At 47.6% G+C, this 18765-nt stretch carries 10 protein-coding genes; 5 read left to right on the top strand and 5 right to left on the bottom strand.

From position 1 onward, the window contains the following. Positions 1 to 225 precede the first annotated feature (225 nt). The 3 genes from AC4EHJ_RS07185 to AC4EHJ_RS07195 all read right to left on the bottom strand — a co-directional run bounded on the left by AC4EHJ_RS07185 (position 226) and on the right by AC4EHJ_RS07195 (position 5862). Entirely contained in the window at positions 226 to 3249 is a 3024-nt protein-coding gene (locus AC4EHJ_RS07185) for a S8 family serine peptidase (RefSeq protein WP_490974879.1), read from the bottom strand. 494 nt (positions 3250 to 3743) lie between these two features. Next, on the bottom strand, positions 3744 to 4763 hold the full coding sequence (locus AC4EHJ_RS07190) for an acyltransferase (RefSeq protein WP_490974880.1): 1020 nt from the start codon (positions 4761 to 4763) through the stop codon (positions 3744 to 3746). 79 nt (positions 4764 to 4842) lie between these two features. Then, positions 4843 to 5862, bottom strand: a complete 1020-nt coding sequence (locus AC4EHJ_RS07195; RefSeq protein ID WP_490974881.1) for a patatin-like phospholipase family protein — start codon at positions 5860 to 5862, stop codon at positions 4843 to 4845. Between the two features lie 627 nt (positions 5863 to 6489). On the opposite strand from AC4EHJ_RS07195, the gene AC4EHJ_RS07200 reads away from it, so the two are divergent. Continuing rightward, complete coding sequence (locus tag AC4EHJ_RS07200; protein WP_490974882.1) at positions 6490 to 7281, top strand: C40 family peptidase; 792 nt, start codon at positions 6490 to 6492, stop codon at positions 7279 to 7281. Positions 7282 to 8050: 769 nt separating this feature from the next. Here AC4EHJ_RS07200 and AC4EHJ_RS07205 read toward each other — a convergent pair. Then, positions 8051 to 9478 carry a S1C family serine protease gene (locus AC4EHJ_RS07205; RefSeq protein WP_490974883.1) on the bottom strand — a complete coding sequence of 476 codons (1428 nt, stop codon included), beginning with the start codon at positions 9476 to 9478 and terminating at the stop codon, positions 8051 to 8053. A 542-nt stretch (positions 9479 to 10020) separates the two neighbouring features. Further along, positions 10021 to 13512 carry a DUF8508 domain-containing protein gene (locus tag AC4EHJ_RS07210; RefSeq protein WP_490974884.1) on the bottom strand — a complete coding sequence of 1164 codons (3492 nt, stop codon included), beginning with the start codon at positions 13510 to 13512 and terminating at the stop codon, positions 10021 to 10023. Positions 13513 to 13847: 335 nt separating this feature from the next. Between AC4EHJ_RS07210 and murJ the strand changes: the two genes are divergently transcribed. The 4 genes from murJ to AC4EHJ_RS07230 are packed head-to-tail and all read left to right on the top strand — an operon-like array spanning position 13848 to position 18739. After that, positions 13848 to 15353, top strand: a complete 1506-nt coding sequence (gene murJ / locus AC4EHJ_RS07215; RefSeq protein WP_490974885.1) for a murein biosynthesis integral membrane protein MurJ — start codon at positions 13848 to 13850, stop codon at positions 15351 to 15353. A 15-nt stretch (positions 15354 to 15368) separates the two neighbouring features. Continuing rightward, positions 15369 to 16247, top strand: coding sequence for a PIG-L deacetylase family protein (locus AC4EHJ_RS07220; RefSeq protein WP_490974886.1), 879 nt, complete (start codon positions 15369 to 15371; stop codon positions 16245 to 16247). A 24-nt stretch (positions 16248 to 16271) separates the two neighbouring features. After that, positions 16272 to 17732, top strand: coding sequence for an O-antigen ligase family protein (locus AC4EHJ_RS07225; RefSeq protein ID WP_490974887.1), 1461 nt, complete (start codon positions 16272 to 16274; stop codon positions 17730 to 17732). Further along, on the top strand, positions 17729 to 18739 hold the full coding sequence (locus tag AC4EHJ_RS07230; RefSeq protein WP_490974888.1) for a GNAT family N-acetyltransferase: 1011 nt from the start codon (positions 17729 to 17731) through the stop codon (positions 18737 to 18739). The genes AC4EHJ_RS07225 and AC4EHJ_RS07230 overlap by 4 nt, the downstream gene beginning before the upstream one ends. Positions 18740 to 18765 lie beyond the last annotated feature (26 nt).

Consider the following 18765-nt stretch of genomic DNA (forward strand, 5'->3'; position numbering starts at 1 on the left):
GGGGGGTGAACTTTTTTGATTGGCTTGAGGGTGTCTTTTATGGGGGGAGAGTTTCCTGTTTTGATATGAGTTCCTCTTTTATGGGTGTGAGTTCCTCTATACTCTTTCCGAGTTCCCACTTACTCATCTTGAGTTCCGCCTTTTTACCCCTGATTTTCCACATACTCCATGAGAATCATAAAAAGAGAGCATTCGCTTGTGCGAATGCCCCACTTTTCCCGTATTTTACTTCAAAATGCTTGTTGCTTGGTTGCCGGCTTCGTCTTTGATGGTGAGGGTGATGCTGTCGGTGCCTTCGGTGAAGCCGGGCAGCGGGAAGCTGAATGCGCCGGTTTGGTCGAGTGTGATCGGGATGGCGTCTCCTTCGCCGTTGAGCTGATAGCTGGCGTGCAGTTTCGAGTTGACGTCGTATGGGACTTCGAATTTGATTATTTCTTTATTGTAGTCGATGTATTTGTCGATGACGCGGCCGATTGCTTGGCCGGCGATGACGGAACCGGAGATTTTCGGCGGCGTCGTTTTGACGAATACGGGAATGATGAAATCGTATAGGTAGTTCCAGTTGCCAGGAAGCGGCTCGGACATGTAATGAATTTGGTATAGGCTGTCTGGAATTTTCTTGACGGGTTCGCCGTTCCACGGATGGTATTCGCCAGTCACCGGCATTGAATAAGAGCCAGCAGCGAGCGAAGCGCTTGAGTGGATATAGCCGATAAAGCCGTTATTGAAGGCGCCGCCTGTCGGGTTGGCCAGGTCGTATAATTCGATGGAGTTTTTGGCGACCGGGCCAGTCAGGTTGAATTTAATTTCGGCGCTGTCGTTGATGCCGTCTCCATTGAACGACAGGTCGTCTTCAGAGATCGAGAAATTCTGGATTTCGGCGAGCGAGCTGCTGCTGAAATCTGCTGCGAATGGCAGCGACACATCATAATTCGCGCCTTTGATGTGGATATAGCCGATTGTTTCTTCACCGTCGACGGTTTTTGGATTTTTGGTAGCGGTCAATGTGACATTGAGCGTTTGTTCGCCATTCAATGTGAATGACGGTTTGTCGACGGTGACTTTGGCGTCGCCGAAGGTCTTTTTGGTGTCGACGGTCACTTTCAGCGCGCCGCCTTTACCGGTGATGTCTTTGACGACGATTTTTTTCGTCACGGAGACATTCGCTTTGGCGAGCGGCTGCTGGCCGAACGTAATGGTGCCTTTGATGTTATCGACGATCGTGCCGGTGCCGTTCAACACCGCTTTGTCATGGGCATAGGCCAGGAATTGCGGATGGGCAGCGTCGTACGCTTGCACCCTTCCCGCTCCTTGTGCAAAAACATCGTATGCTTCGGTATCGAGGATCTTCGCTGAATTGGACAGCGCGACTTTCACGTCAAACGGCTGCCACTCGGGATGCGCCTGCAAAATTAGCGCTGCGACGCCGGTGATATGCGGTGTCGCCATCGACGTGCCGGATTGGCGGATATAGGCTTCGCTGTATTCTGCTTTCGGGAAGTCCGTTTTGTACATCGGCTTGGTGGACATGATGCTCGCACCCGGCGCGACGACGTCCGGCTTGATGTCAAAATTCGGTTTGGTCGGTCCACTTGAACTGTATTCGGAAATGGTGTCGCCTTTCGTTTTCACCATGGTGATGCCGCTGAACGACACTTTTCCTTCATTCGCCGCTAAAGCTTTGCGGATCGCTTCGCCGTCGGTCTGCGACACATCGAACGTCGGAATAAAATCAAACAAATCGCCGAGATAGAATCCGCTCGGCTCCGGCGCCCGTTCTGCACCGCGGATGTTGTGGATCAGCATGGCTTTCGCACCCGCTTGTTTGGCAAATTTAATCTTGTCGTGGTTTTCGATGCCGCCGGCTGATACGACGACGACTTTGCCTTTGACGTCGAGCTTGCTGTAATCTTTTTTCTCACCGGCATTCGGCACCGCAATGACGTCAAATGTGCCGGCCAGTTGTTTGATAGGATCTTCGTCGGTATCGGTTGCCATCAAATTGAGTTTTTTATTGAGCGAATAATTTCCAGCGGTAAGTTTGACTGTGCCGCTGAAACGTTCTTCCGGAATCGTGCTGCTGCCGACGGTGACGGCAAGGCGCGACGTTCCGGGGCTGCCGAGGCTGTTTCGGTACATGCCGTTATTGCCAGCCGCGGTGATGGCAAGCGTGCCGGCGAACATGGCGTTGTTGAGCGCGAACGATTCTGCCCGCGCTTCTGAATTATTAAAGCTGCCGATCGATAAATTGATGATGTCGAGGTCCTGGCGCACGGCTTCTTCAACGCCCGCAATGACCCAAGACTGCGAACCCAATCCGTATGCGCCGAGGACGCGGTATGCATAAAGGTCCACTTTCGGCGCGATGCCTTTAAAGCCGAATGTATTTGCTCCGCCCGCAGCAATCGTGCCCGCTACATGCGTGCCGTGCGACGTTACGAATGGCATACCCCAATCGGTCACAGCGGGTATGCTCGGAACGCGTTCAGACGGCTTCGTTTCAGAAGCGTCATCTTCCGCGCGTGCTTTTTTGTAATACAGCGAATGTGGAACGAAATTGCGCTGGCCTTTCAAGACGCCGGCGAATTCCGGATGGTCAGCGTCGATGCCGGTGTCGAGAACGCCAACTTTGACGCCTTGGCCTTCAAGCCCTTCTTTCCACAAGCCTTCAACGCCGAGAAACGAAGTGCTCGCAGCGAAAGCCGCCGAGAATTTCTGGTCTTGTTCAGGCGTCGCCATTGCGCGCATCTGGACGTCCGGCTCAACAAACGCGACTCCTTCAATTTCCAGGAGTTTCGCCAGGTCGGACGCTTTCACATGCGCCGAAAAGCCGTTGAGGACTTGCGTGTAGGAAAAGCCTTCTTCATATGCGATGCCGGTTTCGGCCATTGCTGCTTTTGCAGATGCCTGTTGGCTGACGATCGCTGCTTCAAGTTTGTCCGTTTGCGCGGTTGTCATGCGCTCTCCGGCCAGCGAACTCGCGCCAATTTCCAAGCCCACTGATCTTTTAGACAAGTGGACGATGACCGCGACTTGTTGGCTGCCCGTCAATCCTTTCAAGTCGGCATGCAGCTGCGGTTTGCCTTTCAGCACATCGGTCTGTTCTGCAATAGCCTCGCGCATTTCAAAATCTTCCGCTGTCGGCGCTTTGACCGCTGGGGCAGCCAACGCGGCGGTTGGCCATGACGCCACAACTAGAAATAAGATAAGAAGAATACTGAATAACTGCTTAAACCTCTGGTTTTTCATCGGAAAACTCCTCCTTGTTTGTGCTATGTAATTATCTGAATTTTATCATATTTTTGATATATTTTGTTGAAAATAATGGTAATTCACGAGAAAATTATTATTTTATTTATGTGATGGTTATTGGTGTAGATTATTTCCCGGGAAATTTTCTTGTTAAATATCTGATAAAATACCGCTTCGGACGCTCTGGGCATGCCTAAAGCAAAAAGCCAGGCAAAAATCGCCTGTCTTTCTGCTTCGCCTAGCTCGTGTTCGCGCCTGCGCTGGATACGCTCTTGCGTCAAAAAGAAAAAAATTAATTGTTTTGTGTGGGATCTCTAAGCGAAATGAATGATACAAGTTTTAAAAATGAGAGTTTCTTCTATATAGATATGTTTTGTTGATGGAATTGAGATTGGAGCTTCTTACCTCGAACTAAGTTCAAAGGATGAATTGGAAAAGCCCTTCGCTTGGGCGAAGGGCTCCTGAATGGTTTTATTCTGCTCATGCTTGGTCTAAGGCACGAGGTGTTTAATGCCGGGCAACTTCTGCAGAATGCGGATAATGACATAGGCCAGGATGAAAATGATGATCCAGGTAATGGGGATGGCTAATGCCGGGTGGAACATTGTCGGGCTTATGGACAGGTATTTGTCGAGATAAAATTGGATGAGCGGATGAATGACGTAGATGCCGAGTGTGGCGGCACTGATCCGGGTGATGAGTTTGCTCGCTTTCAGGCGACCTTCCAAATGTTGAAAGAGGGTGAAGACGAATAGCGTGACGGCGAGCGAATTTGGCCGGTAATGTTCATAGAAGAATTCGTCGAGTTCGCCTTTGTATTCGCTCAGGCCTTCGGTGCCGATATAGGTGCCAAAGTAGCCGAATAAGGCGAAGGCGCCGAGATGGGACAAGTATTTCTTCGGGATTGGATAAAGAAACAGGTAGGCGCCGAGCATGAAGTAGCCGATATACGGCTCGAACAGACCGGCTTTGAATGCGACGTCGAAGCCAAGAAAGCGGTTGATGAACGGCATCAGGACGGTGAAGAGAAACCAGAAACCAAGGAAATACTGGAATGTCTGTTGCGTCATGCGGTCAACGAGAATGCGCAGGAACGGCGCCATCAAATACAGGCCAATGATTGTATACAAGAACCAGAGATGAAAATAGACATCGTCGGTCAGGAACAAGGTGATGGCTTCCCCAGCGGTATAGCTGCGGCCTTGCTCAAAAATGCGGTACAGCAAGTAAATGCCGCTCCAGAACAGCAACGGAATAAATGCTTTCGCGAGGCGTTTTTTCAGAAAACTCCATACCGGTTCATCCGGCTTTTTCGTCAAGAGCAATGCGCCGCTCAGCATGAAAAACACCGGCACACACCAGCGTGTGGCGGAGTCGATGGCATTTGCGAGTTTCCATTCCCATTCGCCCGGCGGTTCGGCGTTGATGATTTTTGACAAGACATGTATGCCCACGACGGTGAAAATCGCCAATACGCGCAGCCAGTCCATGTATTCATAGCGTTGCGCCATCGTCTTGCCCCCTCCATTCATTCATTTCATCCGTGTTCCATTGTTATTACTCCATGCCCTGCTTTGCTGCAGGGTAAACTCACCCGTGCAGCAGGCATTCGCATAGTTCGTCGAGCAATTTGTGGTGAACGGGGTCTTTAATGAGGTCGATGCCGAGCGCTTCGAGCTTGTCGAGGTTGAACGGATCGGTGTTGTCGAGTTTCTCCGTGCCGGCCCCGTCAAGCTGCGCCTGGAAGCGGAAATAGCGCCTGCGCCCGTTGACGTGCGGCACGACTTGGCGCAGCTGGTAATCGACGGTGTCGCTATTGCCGTCCATCATAATGTCGAGCATCGGGCGTGCCCAGCCGATGTGGCCCCATTTCGAAGCGTCCCTTTCTTTTATCGTGGCATGTGAAGCCCCGGTGCCGAGTGAGACGACGAGGAATTCTTCTTCATCTGCGTAAATCGCTTTGGCTTCGGCATAAGCGCACATTGCCGGGTTATTGGCGAAGACGCCGCCATCGATAAAAGCGTATCCCGGCAGCGAAGGGATTTTTTTCGGCACAAAATAAGTCGGTGCTGCGGAAGATGCACGGGCAGCTTCCTTCATATAAATGTTTTTATGCGGCGGGGTATCGTCGTGGAGCTCTTTCGAAGTTTTGGGCACTTCCGCTAGCCTCGAATGCGGACTGCGGAAGAACTCCGGGCTGCGGAATTCGATTTCGTAGCTCGGAATGAGGACATCTGCCAATGCATCCGCTAAGCGTGCTTCCCCGAAATAATTTTCCAGCACGCTTTCGATGCCGCGCTGGCTGTATCGCCGGTAAAGGAATTGCCCAAGGGGCAAATTCAACAGAAACGGCCGCTTGAAAATCGTCGGCAAGTCGCGTTTCAATGATTCGCCGAGTTCTTTCGCGCTGTATTTGGGAGTGGGATCTTGGCCTTGCGGATTTTTCGGTACGGCGAGACCTAACGCCAGCATGCCGCCCACTGATGTGCCAGCGATCAAATCGAATAGTTCGGAAATCGGCTTGCCGGTGCGTTTTTCGATATCGGCGAGCACCACTGAAGGTATGATCCCCCTTACCCCTCCACCATCTATGGATAATATCTTTTTCATCGCGCAACCTCCTTTAAAGATCAAATATCTATAAAATTCTGATTGTTATCAGGGTAAGTTAGAAAGGGATAAATGTCAAAAAGAGCTAACACGCGGATTCTTTTCACCTAAAAAAAGCGGTATTATTATTTTGTTTTAGTATATACATTTTTCAGAATAGTATTTTATCCAATATATCAAAAATATATTAATTCGAGATAAATGTTTCTGTTTCCGAATTAATTCTGAATAATCGTAATTATCTTAGTTTTATATAATATTTGTACAGTATTTATCGCGATCCAGTTGCATTGGCCAGCGAACTTTTCTCTGGCATTTATTACGAAAAGCGTAATTTTCATCACTGCTCTTTGGAAATTAATGACTGAAATTCATGTAATAATTACGTAAAAAACAGGCTAAAACCCATTTTTTCTGGTTTTTAAACATTTTTTCGCAAAAAAGATGGAAGCTGAAAACGTTGATACGACTGGGTTTATTTGCATAAAATATTTTTGTTATACAACTGTAATATAACTGCAATCGAAATGACGTTGTTATTATATGACCCAACATCTATAGTAAATAACAGATTGATAAACAGACAAACTTATTGTTCGATAATATAAAACGTTAGGGGAAAAACAAATGAAAAAATTAGTCTTCACACTTCTTGCAGCTAGTTCATTGGTATTCACTAACTCTGCTACTGACGCACAAGCAGCGTTCACATCTGAAAACAACACAATTACTACAGCTTATGAGGCTGTTCAAACATTAGAAACTATCGAAGTAAACGAAGTGGTGGAAGTCGCAGCAGCGAAAGCAACTGCAAAATCCGGTACTTATAAAATGAAATACAACACGAATGTCCGCGCTGACGCTGGCACGAAATTCAAAGTGTTGAAAGTCGCTAAAAAAGGCGCAACTGCAACAGCTACTCACCAGAAAAAAGTTGGCAAACAAACTTGGATCAAAGTTAAAGTCAGCGGCAAACACGGCTGGGTTCTTAGCACATTGTTGACTTCAACTAAAAAAGCAACAGCTAAAAAACCAACTGTTGTTAAAGCTTCAAACTCAACTGTAACTTCTAAAGCCGTTTCAGTCGGCTTGTCACTTAAAGGAACACCTTACCGTTTCGGCGGCACAACAACTGCAGGATTCGATTGCAGTGGATTCACGCAATACGCTTTCAAACAAGCAGGCAAAAGCATTTCACGCACAACACTTGGCCAGTTCGCTGATTCAGTAACTGTTTCAAGCCCACAGCCAGGAGATTTGATCTTCTTCGCTAACACATACCGCCCAGGCATCTCTCACGTCGGCATTTACATCGGCAATGGCCAATGGGTTCACTCGGGTGGATCGAAAGCTGAAGTCCTAAGCGTAAATGCACCATACTGGGGAGATAAATTCCACAGCTACAAGCGTCTTAAATAAGAATTTTCAAGAGCCTCCTTTATGGAGGCTCTTTTTTGTTGCTTGGAGTGTGTTCTTTTATATAGAAGAAAGTCTTTTTATTTGTGATGGGTTTCTTCTATATGAATAATGATATTCCGTGAGACCACTAGTACTGGTTAACGAGAGAACCTTTTCTCATCTCCCTATAGAGAGATGCATTTCGCCTTGGCGAAATGCGTACGTGCACGAAAAGGAGCCTTACGCGGCGGCCAGCTGCGTTAGACTTTTCCATTTCCGCTCTTGAACTTTAAATCTTGGAGAGAGCCTCTTCGCCTAGTGCCGGTTAAACGCTAACAGTTCATGTTAACGTCACGCAAGGTCATGTTGAATCTTCCGCACTTCTTGTTAACTTCTTGCTAGGTCATGTTAACGCCGATTTAGTTCATGTTAACGCGAGAACCTTCTATCCAAACCATAGATGCATGCATTTCACCGAGGTGAAATGCGCAAGTGCTAGAGAAGGAGCCGTTCGCTCATGCGAACGGCTTTTCCATTTGGGTTCTTGAACTCGGCTCTTGGTATGATTCTTTTAGATTTACATTCTCTTCTTATACGATGCTCCAACCGCTAGTGCCGGTTAACTTCTTAACAGTTGATGTTAACGTCCTGCTAGGTCATGTTAACTCTCACGTACTTCATGTTAACGCCAAGCTAGGTCATGTTAACTCGAAATTAGTAAGGGTTAATAGGATAAAGCTTAAATTAAGCTCAAAAAAAACACGCTCGGCAGCTGCCGGGCGTGTTCGGGTTATTCGTTTTTCATGTTTTTGATTTGGTAGTCGCCGTATTCGTCGATGACGACGGTGAAGACGGAGCGGCGGGTTTCTTTCAGGGTTTCGCCGCTTTCGGTGTCATGGTAGACAAAGTCGGCTGACGCTTCGATGGCGGCGTCTTTTTCATTGATTTTGACGCTGGCAATGGTGGGTTTGATGGCATCGAATGTCCGTGTTGCACTTCTCAATTCGTCCACTTGCTTTTTGCCTTGCGTTGCTGCGTCGCTGCCGGGCAGCAGGTACGCTTCGTAATAATTCATTTCCGGATCATTCAATGAATATGGCAGCAATTCGTAATAGCCTTCGATAAAGCTTGTCAGGAGGGCTTCATCGAAATAGGCGTCCTTGACGTCCTGCAAGACGACGTCTTCTTCTGCGTATTCAATCGGCTTGCTGACCCATTCAGCCAACTGGCCGGCGACGCTCTGGATCGGGATGGCGTAGCCGAGTTCCGGCGTCTCTTCGAGGATGATCGAGTTGATGCCGATGATGCTTTCTGTTTCGGCATTGATCAGCGGTCCGCCGCTGGAGCCTTTTTGCAAGATTGCTGTCATTTCGTAAAGGCCGCTGTATTCGTAATCGGATGAAAAGCTCTTGCCGACTGCAGTGATTTCACCTTCAGTGGCTGTATTCGCTTGGTCTTCCGGGCTGCCGATTGCGACTACTTTCGTTCCGACAGCGGCTTCTTCTGCAGCCATCGGCATTGGCTGTTTACCGGCCAATTCTTTGACGCGCACTAACGCAATGTCAGTCGTTTCAGAGATGCCGATGACTTGGCCATTGAATTCCTGGCCGTTGCTGTTTTTCAGCATCACATACGACGCATCTTTGACGACATGGGCGTTGGTCAAGATATCCCCTTTGTCGTTGTAAAGAAAGCCTGAGCCCTGCTCCAGGTCCGTATAAAGCGTATAGACATGTGTTTGGGCGTTGGCAATCATTTGGTCAAGGTCTTTTTCAGGTGCTTCGACCGATACTTCAACCGGTTCTACTGTTGGCTCTGGTTCAGGCTTCGGTTCAGGCTTCGGTTCCGCCACGACGATTTCTTCAACAGGCTCTTCTTGAGCAGGTTCGTCTTCCCTTGCGTCTTCGACGGTGCCTTCAGCTGGCGGTGCTTCTTCTGCCGGCACTTCAATTTCTTCTGCTTTCGTATCGAAGCCTGCGTAATTTTTGTCTGTGAAAGATTCGTCTTTCATCTGCAGATCAGCTGGCTCTTCCTTTTCAATTAATGCGTAGCTGCCTCCCACAATGCCAAACAGCAGCAATACCGATAAAACCGCTGTCCAAATGCGGCGTTTCGAGCTTTGATCTTGCTTTCTATGGTCGATGCGTTTATTCATAAAATCTGTCACTTCCCTTTTCATGTCCTCTAAATAGACGAGCCGCAATGCGAATGGTTTCACTTTGCCGCGATGTTCTTTCCATTATAGCAAGCCGAGGCGAAAAGTTCCGCTTTCGGGCGTAAAGATGCGCAAAAAGAAGCTATAAATGCACCGTTTGGCGGCTTTTTCTGTTGGAAATGCAGAAAACGCACAGTTTTTAGGGGTGAATCTGTTTTAAAAAAACACTTCTTAGCAAACAAAAGATAAAATTCCAGCAACACGGGTTAAACTCTTGCTATCCACTGATAATGCTGGTGGAAAAACGATTACATTATGATTTCTCATTCCTTAAATTGAAGATGGATGCATTTCGCCTGGGCGAAATGCTTTTCTATTTACGAGCTTGAACTTGGATCATAGAGAGACTCTCCACCGCTAGTGCCGGTTAAGCTCCAGACAGTTCATGTTAACGTCTCACTAGTTCATGTTGAATCTACAGCACTTCTTGTTAACCTCTTGCTAGATCATGTTAACGGGGCAGAAACCCCTTTCAACCAACAAATCCTTCACAACCCAAAAAAAGATCCGAAGCGCGTCGGCGCTTCGGATCTTTCTACAGGCTGTTATTTCTTCGCTTGTCCTTTGTTCGTGACGACTGTGTAATTGCCCAGTTCGTTGATGCTTAACGTGAACGTTGAGCCGTTCAATTCGCCTTGGATGATTTTCCATTTGCCTTGTGCGTCTTCGCGTGCACCGAATTGGACTTTGATGCTGCTGTCCGTGTCGAATGCCAGTTCTACACTTGACGCGAATTTGACAGGAATTTCATTGCCTGCGGCGTCTGTGATGGCTAGGTTGATTTGCTGCGTCAATGCTGGGCGGCTGTCTACTGTAGCCGCATCTTCAACTGCGAAGTCGAGATTAAAGCCTTCACCAGCTGCTGCTGCGATTTGCTGTAGGTTAGCTGCTGACAAAGTCAAATCAGCAGTCGGCAAGTCGATCAATAGATCTTTGCCGCTTTCGAGCAATGCTGCGATCGTGCCTTCAGAGAATTCAATCGTTAATTCGCCTTCTTCGTTGAATTCACCAGCTGTAATAACAGCTTCGTCACCTGACAAGTCAGGATCCGCTTCTTGCTCGCCAGGAACTGCTGGCTGTTTGAAAGTGATTTGTGCCAATAATGGATCGTGGTCAGATGCACGTCCGTGCTGTTCCATGAACAATGCGTTGATGTGGACCATATCCAATTGGGTATTGGCAGCCAAATTATTCGTTACCAACAAGTGGTCAAGCACTTGTGAATTGCCTTGGTAATAATAAGAGAAACGGTCTTCCAATGGCACATCTTCGACTTTATTCGTTAAGATGTCGCCTTTTAGGGCGTCAAGAGCTGGTGTGAATTCGAAATCGTTCATGTCGCCTGCAACGATGACGTTCAGGTCAGGGTCTTGTGCAAGCCCTTCTGCAACAAATTCGTTGATTGCTGTAGCCAATTTGATGCGTTCTTCAACCGAACCAAGGAATGGAGGCTGCGTTTGGCCGAACAAGCCTTGGTCTCCGCCTTTCGAGTTCAAGTGGGCGCCGATGACAACCACTTGCTCACCTTGGAATTCAAATTGCGCCGCTACTGGCTTGCGCGTGTTTGGCATTGCGAACGGTTGGATGCGTCCTGGGTTTAATGACAATTCGCCTTCTACCCATTCCGTATCTTGTGTTGCTGTGCCTTTTGTTCCTTCAGAAAGTGTTACGCGTTCTGGGTTGTATAAATAGCCGACGCGAATGTTTCCGTTAGGCTCTCCGCCGTCTTTGTTGTATTCTGGTGCGATGTCGGTCCATGCATAAGTTGGTCCGCCCGCTTCTTGGATTTCTTTAATTATGCGTTCATAGCTAGCCGTTGCGTCAGAGTTTCCTGATGCAATTGGGCCATCGTTGTCTTGTACTTCGACCATCGTGATGATGTCCGGTGAGTTCAAGTCGTTGACAAATGAGTCGCCGATAAGCGCTGCTTTTTCTTCGCTTGTGTGGCTTGGATCTGCTGAGAAATTCTCGACGTTATAAGCCGCGACTGTCAATTTATCTTCTGCGTTTTCAATCCATGTTTGTTCCGGTTTAGTTCCACCGTCTAGGATTGCTGGAAGTTCAGCCGGATTTGTCCAGATCTGGTAGTTTCCGAAACCATAGCCTAGAACGCCGACTGGCATTTCAGCGAACGTGTCGCCTGCTTTGGCAACAACGTTATCGCCAGTTGTTACAGTGATGCGTTCTGGGTTGTAATCATCTTCAGCAAGAAGGATGCCGCCCATTTTGTGGAACGTGTTGTTTGTCGCGGTTTTCGATACGACAAAGACTTCGCCGTAATCCTGCGGTCCGACGATTTGTGCGTCACTTACGCCAACGCGCATCAATTCAAGGGATTCCCAGAAATCAACGCCGTCTTCTTCTGGATTGAATGAAGTCAATCCGTCATTGTCGATGTTTTGAGTCGGCGGGAACACGTCTTCGCCGATAACCAATGGTGCAGGAAGTTCTGCCGTACCGTCTTTCACAACTTCCGTCGAACGGATGCGCGTCAGCGGCAGGTCATTTTCTTTCATGTCCGAATAGCCTTTATAAAACCATTCTTCTACTGTTCCGGCAACTGTTACCACATCGCCGACCTTGAATGAACTGCTTGCGCTTGCGCGGTTGACGATGATGGCTTCAGAAGTTTTCCAGTCGCTGTCGCCATTTGGATCTTGGATGACAAAGTTTGCGCCGTTATAGAAATGCGTGATGACGCCTGTGATTTCATTTACCGCTACGTTTTCGTAGTTTGTGAAATGCTTTTTCGCTTGGATGTCACGGATTTTCAAGTCCGCTGTTTTTAGTACTGTGTATTCAAATGTGAAGGCTTCTGACGTTTCTGCGCCCACTGCAATGGCTTTGATCGCCGTATCTTCTGTCAAAGTGATCGGTGCAGTGTAAGGTGTGCTTGCAGCGGTTGGAGTTGAGCCGTCCAACGTGTAATAGATTGCTGCATTTTCCCAGCCGGATTGAAGGGTGATTTTTGTACCTTCAGAAACGACTCCTGGGAAGACATCTGCATAAACTGCTGGTTTATTGACCAAATCGAAGCTTTCGATGCCAAGCGTTTTCACTTGGTACGAATCGTTGAATTTAGAAGCGATGCCACTAACGTGGACCCCTTCGCCTTCTTTGTATTGCTGAAGGAAACGCTCATAGGTCAAGCCATTGCGGTTATCGTTGCGGATGACGACTTTTTCGCCGTTTTCATGCGTTGCCGTGAATTCGAACGTACCATATTCGTTCACTGCTTTAAGGCCAGTGATCGTGACATTGCGAAGTTCAACGGATTCGCCTTGTGTGTCTTCATTAACGCCAGCAGGAGTGATCGTCTGCGTGGCTGGCAAATCGTTGTTTTTAGAAAGAACTTCTATTGTATTCGGCTGGAATTGCAGTTCGCCGGAGTACTCGGATACCTTACCCACGAGGCGCACTTTGTCGCCAGGCGCTACAGTGGCGCTTGATGTATAAACATAAATGCCGGCAGTTTCGTCCTGGACGTAGAACGCGTTGCCGCCCCAGAAACCAGTTCCGGTAGTGACAGTGCCTTCAACCGAGATCAGTTCGCCTGGTGTTGTGCGTGCTTCAGCAAGCGTGTCGACTGCAGTTGGTTCAGGCGGCGCTTCGCCTTTTGACAAGATTGTGTATGCATTAGCAGAACGCAGGCCCGGTACCGAGAAATATGCACCAAGTGTTCCTGAAATTGTTACTTCCGCTTTGAAGTTTTGAGGATTATCAACCAAGTTGATGCCTGCTCGGGTAGAACCCGTAGGCAACTGAACCGGCAAGATTTTCGATGGATTGGTTTCATCCGGGGAATCCGCCAATCCTACGTTTGTAGCACCGGTAAACGGTGCTTCTTGGTCGTAGTTTGTGCCGCTAACGGCTACTCCGACAATATACCCTTTCACCGTTGCCGCACCAGAATTTGTTGCGATGGCTTCAGCCACACTAATCGGTTCTGCGGCATTTGCAGTTGCCATATAAGGCAAAGCTGCGGATAAGGCCAATAAAAGACTCAAAAAAATCTTGCCTAACGCGGTTTTCGTCAAATTGCTCCACTCCCCATTAAAGTATTAACATACAGTGCAAGTATACAAGATTGAAGATGCATAATTTATTAAAGTATTGTAAAAGTTTAACTTATTTGCCCGTTAAGACTATCTTAGTTACAAATAAAGGTATAAACTGAATCTTTTGAACTGCCATTTTTTCAGGCAGATTTCCAGTATATTGAAAACGCTTACATTAACATAGTTGTGAACATTTCGTAACCTATTGCTTTAATAGACGTCATTAAAGAAAGATTCATGATAAGATAGAATCCGTGTATTAGAACTTATGGGTTCTATTAATTGGAAAATCATTTGGAAAGTAGGATTTTGTAGTGGGTAGAAAACTTGCAATAACCAGCATCCTTTTTGTAATTGCTTCCTTATTCTTAAAAGTATCCGGATTGCTGCGCGATATGATTATCGCTTTTTATTTCGGAGATTCTTATCAGGCAATGGCTTATTTTGCGGCTTTCACGCTGCCGAATATATTTATCCTGTTTTTTGCTACCGGCATGAAGAATGCCTTTGTGCCAAGTTATATCCATGCGCTCGCTGACGGCAAGGGACATCACCATTTTTCCCAGATTATCCGGGGCACCGTGCTGCTTGGCTTTGTTGTTTCGGTAATTGGCGTCTTGGCAAGCCCGTTCTTGCTTCCTGTCATGTTCCCGGAATTGAATGCTGAAGCGATCAGCTTGAGCGTCGGCTTGTCGATCATTTTCTTTATTGCGGTGTTCATGGTTTCGTTGAACGCAGTTTACGAAGCATACCTCGATGCGGAGAATAAATTCTCCTTGTCTGTCGTGTCCCAAATTTTGGTCATCGGCAGCACAATCCTTGGTGCTGTATTCTTTGCAGAGCGTTTTGGTGCGTATTCCCTGGCATTCGGTTATTTAACCGGATCCATTTTATCGTATATCGTTAAACGCCTCTGGTTTATTCCGAAAGACAGCCATAAAGTGATCGGGCGGCTTGACTGGAGCGAGATCAAACCGTTCTCGATCATTTTTATCCCTGTCGCGATTACGGTGATGGTCGGACAAGTCAACTTGACGATCGATAACATCTTCGCCGGCAGTTTCAGCGGCGAAGCGATCAACTACATCAACTACGCGAAGAATATCGTCCATTTCCCGCAAGCGATCATCGGCGTGACAATCGGTACGATTGTCTTTCCGATTTTAGCCAAGGCTATTTCCACAAACAACCAAGCGGGGTTTAAAAAGAGCATCGAGTACGGCTTGATGTTGACGCTTCTTGTTTTACTGCCTGCGGTTGCGGGTATGATGTGGCTCATGGAAGACTTGATCCAAATCGTTTACGAACGCGGCGCTTTTACAGCGGACGCTACGCAAGCAACGGCTGCTGTCGGACATCTATACTTAGGATCCGTGCTGTTTTTCAGTTTACAGAACATCTTGAACAAAGCATTTTACGCGAAGAAGAAAGGCCACGTCATTTTGCGCATCAGTTTGTTCTCCATTGCGCTGAACGTTGCACTGAACTTCCTGTTCATCGAATTGATGGATTCGTATTTGGCTATCCCACTGGCATCCTCCGTTATGGCGCTTGTGTACTTCACGCTGAACTGGATTGTCTTTAACCGGACAGAAGGCAAACTTGAAACTTCCTTCCTATTAAAAGACGCGGCGAAAATTATCGCGGCGACCGGCTTGATGCTGACATCGCTGTGGCTGACGGATCTACTGGTCGGCGATTTCAATGTTTATATCCGCTTCGCCATTACCGTGATTGTCGGAGCGATTGTCTACGGTGCTTCGATTTTGGCGTTGCGCACAGCCATTGCCCGTTTTCTTTTGACTAAATTGAAAAAATAAGGAGTTTACGCTTTTATGAAACAGGCATTGATGAATAACGCCACTCCCCTTTTAGCGCCTGCCATCAAGGCATCGCTGAAAAAGTTTTACAAGTCCGATAAAGCTGTGACGCCGCTCGAACAGGCGCGCAGCGTCCTGGTTTTCGCACCGCATATCGACGATGAAACCATCGGCCTTGGCGGGACGATCCGGAAATACGCCACAAACGGCACTGAAGTCTATATTGCGGTCATCACCGATGGCAATAAAAGCAACACCACCAGCGGCAGCGGACAAAGTTTGGCTGACATCCGCAAAAGCGAACTGGTGTCGATTCAAGACCTGTTAGGCTTTTCTTCTATAATTTATATGGAATACCCGGACAGCGCGATGAACCAAGTCGAATCTTCCGATGAATTCAAAAAACTGATCGATTCGGTCAAACCGGAAACTGTCTATGTGCCGAGTTTGATCGACGCACATCCCGATCATGTCTTTAGCGCTCACCTTGTGGCAGATGCTTTGAAAAATTCGGTACATAAACCTTCCTTAATTAGGGAATATGAGATTAACTGCCCTGTTCCTCCGGAGGAAATTAATTGTATAATAGACATTACGGCTGAATTTGAAGTGAAGAAACAAGCAACCACGGCATTCAAATCGCAAGTAATCGCCTTTGACGGATTTTTGGCGCTGGCCGCCATCAAAACTTCGTTACAGTCCGATGCCCGCGTCAAGTACGTTGAAACTTTTGTGGAAAATGTTCCCGAGGCGTTTATACAAGCTGCGGACAATTTGAAAAAACAAGATCGCGATTACGGCAAGCATTTCAAACAAGCAAACCGCGTGGTTACGCTGTGGTGGGCTATTTTCAAAAACATCAAGTTAAAAAAGGCTTTTTACCAAAGCCGCTAATCATTTACGTATTTGGAGGAAATCATGAACTTTATAAAGAACGAAAATGAAAAATGGTTTTGGCTGGTGTCTTTGGTGGCATTCATGCTCATCGGCTATACTCAAATCCCTTTGATCGGCTACGTGCTGACTGTCCTATTATTTGCTTACTCATTCTACAACCCTAAAAACGGTATACTTATGCTGTTTGTCTATATCCCGATCCGCGTTTTTATCATCGAATACAATCCGGGGCTGTCGTTTGTTACAGATGCTTTGGTCTTCGGTGCTTTGTTCAAAGTGTTCTGGATGAACCGCAAATCATTGTCCAGCCTCTTTAAATTTAAAATTTTTGAATATGCGTTTTTCGCCTTTTTGGCAATCGGGGCTGTGTCGGCTTTGATCACAGGCATCAATATCGTCAACATCATCCAACAATTGCGCTCGTTCACCATCTTCTACTTGGTGTATTACATTGTCTACCGCCTGCAAATCAGCCGCAAAGACCTCGTCAATTTAGTGTGGATTTTCATCTGGACGTCGATTTTGGTCTTGCTTCAAGCGATCACTGAAAAACTGTCAATCCGGAATTTATTCTTGCCGGAAAGCTGGCAGGCAATGGCGTTGTCAGCGAAAAACCGCGTCCGTATCTACGGAATGCTTGGCAACCCGAACGTCTTGGGCATTTACTTGGCTTTTGCGTTCGTCCTATTCTACACAGCTAAGCAAAAGCTCAGCGAATTCAAACCGCTTTATATGGAGATTTTGAATGTCTTGATCATCGGCATCTTGATCTTGACGTATTCCCGCGGCACATGGGGCGGCTTCTTGATCGCTGCCATTGCATTCGTCCTTATGACACGCAAATGGAAAATCGGCTTTGATATGGTCAAATACGTCGCATTCGCTTTGCTATTTGTTGTTATGCCGATGAACTTGCTGACAAACGTCATTGAAAGCACCGATATCGGTGCTGAAAAAGTCAGCAACATCCAGCAATTCGATGTTGGCGGCGAATCCGGATTCTCGGACCGCATCGGCAGCACATTCAGTGAAGATACCGTCACCGGCAGCCAAAGCTCCGGCCGGATCTTCATCGTAAAAAAAGGCTTTGAAGTGTTTATGGATCACCCGATCATCGGTACCGGCTTTGCCACATTCGGCGATTCGACCACGTTGTCCAGTTCGTCTCCGCTTTACCGGGAATACGGAATCGGCCATAACTTTTATTCAGACAATCAATACATTCAAATCATCGTACAAACGGGTGTACTGGGCGTAATCGCTTTTGCGGTCTTCCTGTTATCGATACTCGTGCGTTTCTTCAAAAAGCATAAAGAAAGCTATATTTACACCATTACCATCAGCTTCTTGCTGGGCGCCTACTTTATGGGCCTTGTCTATAACTTATGGGAATCGGATATTTTCACACTTTCTTTCTTTGTCTTGCTGGCCGCTGCTTCGCGCCGGGAGGACCTCGGAAAAATCACCGGTGGTACTTTATGATCCGCCTTTACCAAGAAGGCGACGCTGATAACATCAATGCATTGTACGAACGCGTTTTTGGAAAAAGCCGCAGCTTCGCGGAATGGGAATGGAAGTTTCAACGCTTTTCTTCCCCTCCCGCCATTATCATTGTCGCAGAACAAGCGGGCCGGATCGTCGGCCATGCCGCTTGCCTGCAAATCAATGCGTTTCACCAAGGCCAAACACTTTTGCTAGCAGAGCGCGTCGACATCATGGTTGACCCTGATTTCCAAGGGCAAGGCATCTACAAAAACATCGTGTTTCGCATGCTTGAAGAATGCGCGGCAGCAAACATCGATATCTTGTATGGCTTTCCCGCTCCTAAAGCGAAAGACGTTTTCCTGTCTGTCGCAAAAGCCGACGACCTCGGCAACGTCCCAAGGTTTTTAGCCGTCAATAAACCCGGAAGCTTGCTCAGCGCTAAAATTTCCGCGCTGTCATTTTTGAAAAAACCGATCAATGGACTGTTCGGCACGCTGCGCCGCAAGAAAACCCCGTACAGCTTAAAGACACTCGGCGCAGCCGACCTGCACATCATTGATGAGCTATATGAACGCCATGCCGCGTCCTATCCCTTGCACGCGAAACGCGGAAGCGATTACGTCGTACGCCGCTTTATGGACCACCCCGGCAAAGACTATCAAATCGTTGCGCTGAACGCTGCGGGCGAAGATCGCGGCTATGCGGTGCTTCACACCGAAACAGCTGAAAACGGTGTGTCGTTCGAAACCATCGTCGACATCTGGGGGCCGAACGACAGCGAGCAATTAGCCGCCATGATCCGTTCCATCCGCGCAAACTCTGCCGCCGACGCCATGAACATCTGGGCCGTCAAAGACAGCGAACGCTATGCCGCTTTGAAAAAAGCCGGCTTTTACCACCTAAACAGTCCCATGCCTTTCATCGTCAAATCATTCACCACCAAAGTTGACGCTGGACACATCGCCAACTGGCACTTGTCCCAATCCGACGTCGATTCCTATTAATACAAAAACCCGGCCGTCCAATGGAC

It is taken from the genome of Planococcus sp. TJ-301 (assembly GCF_058268475.1).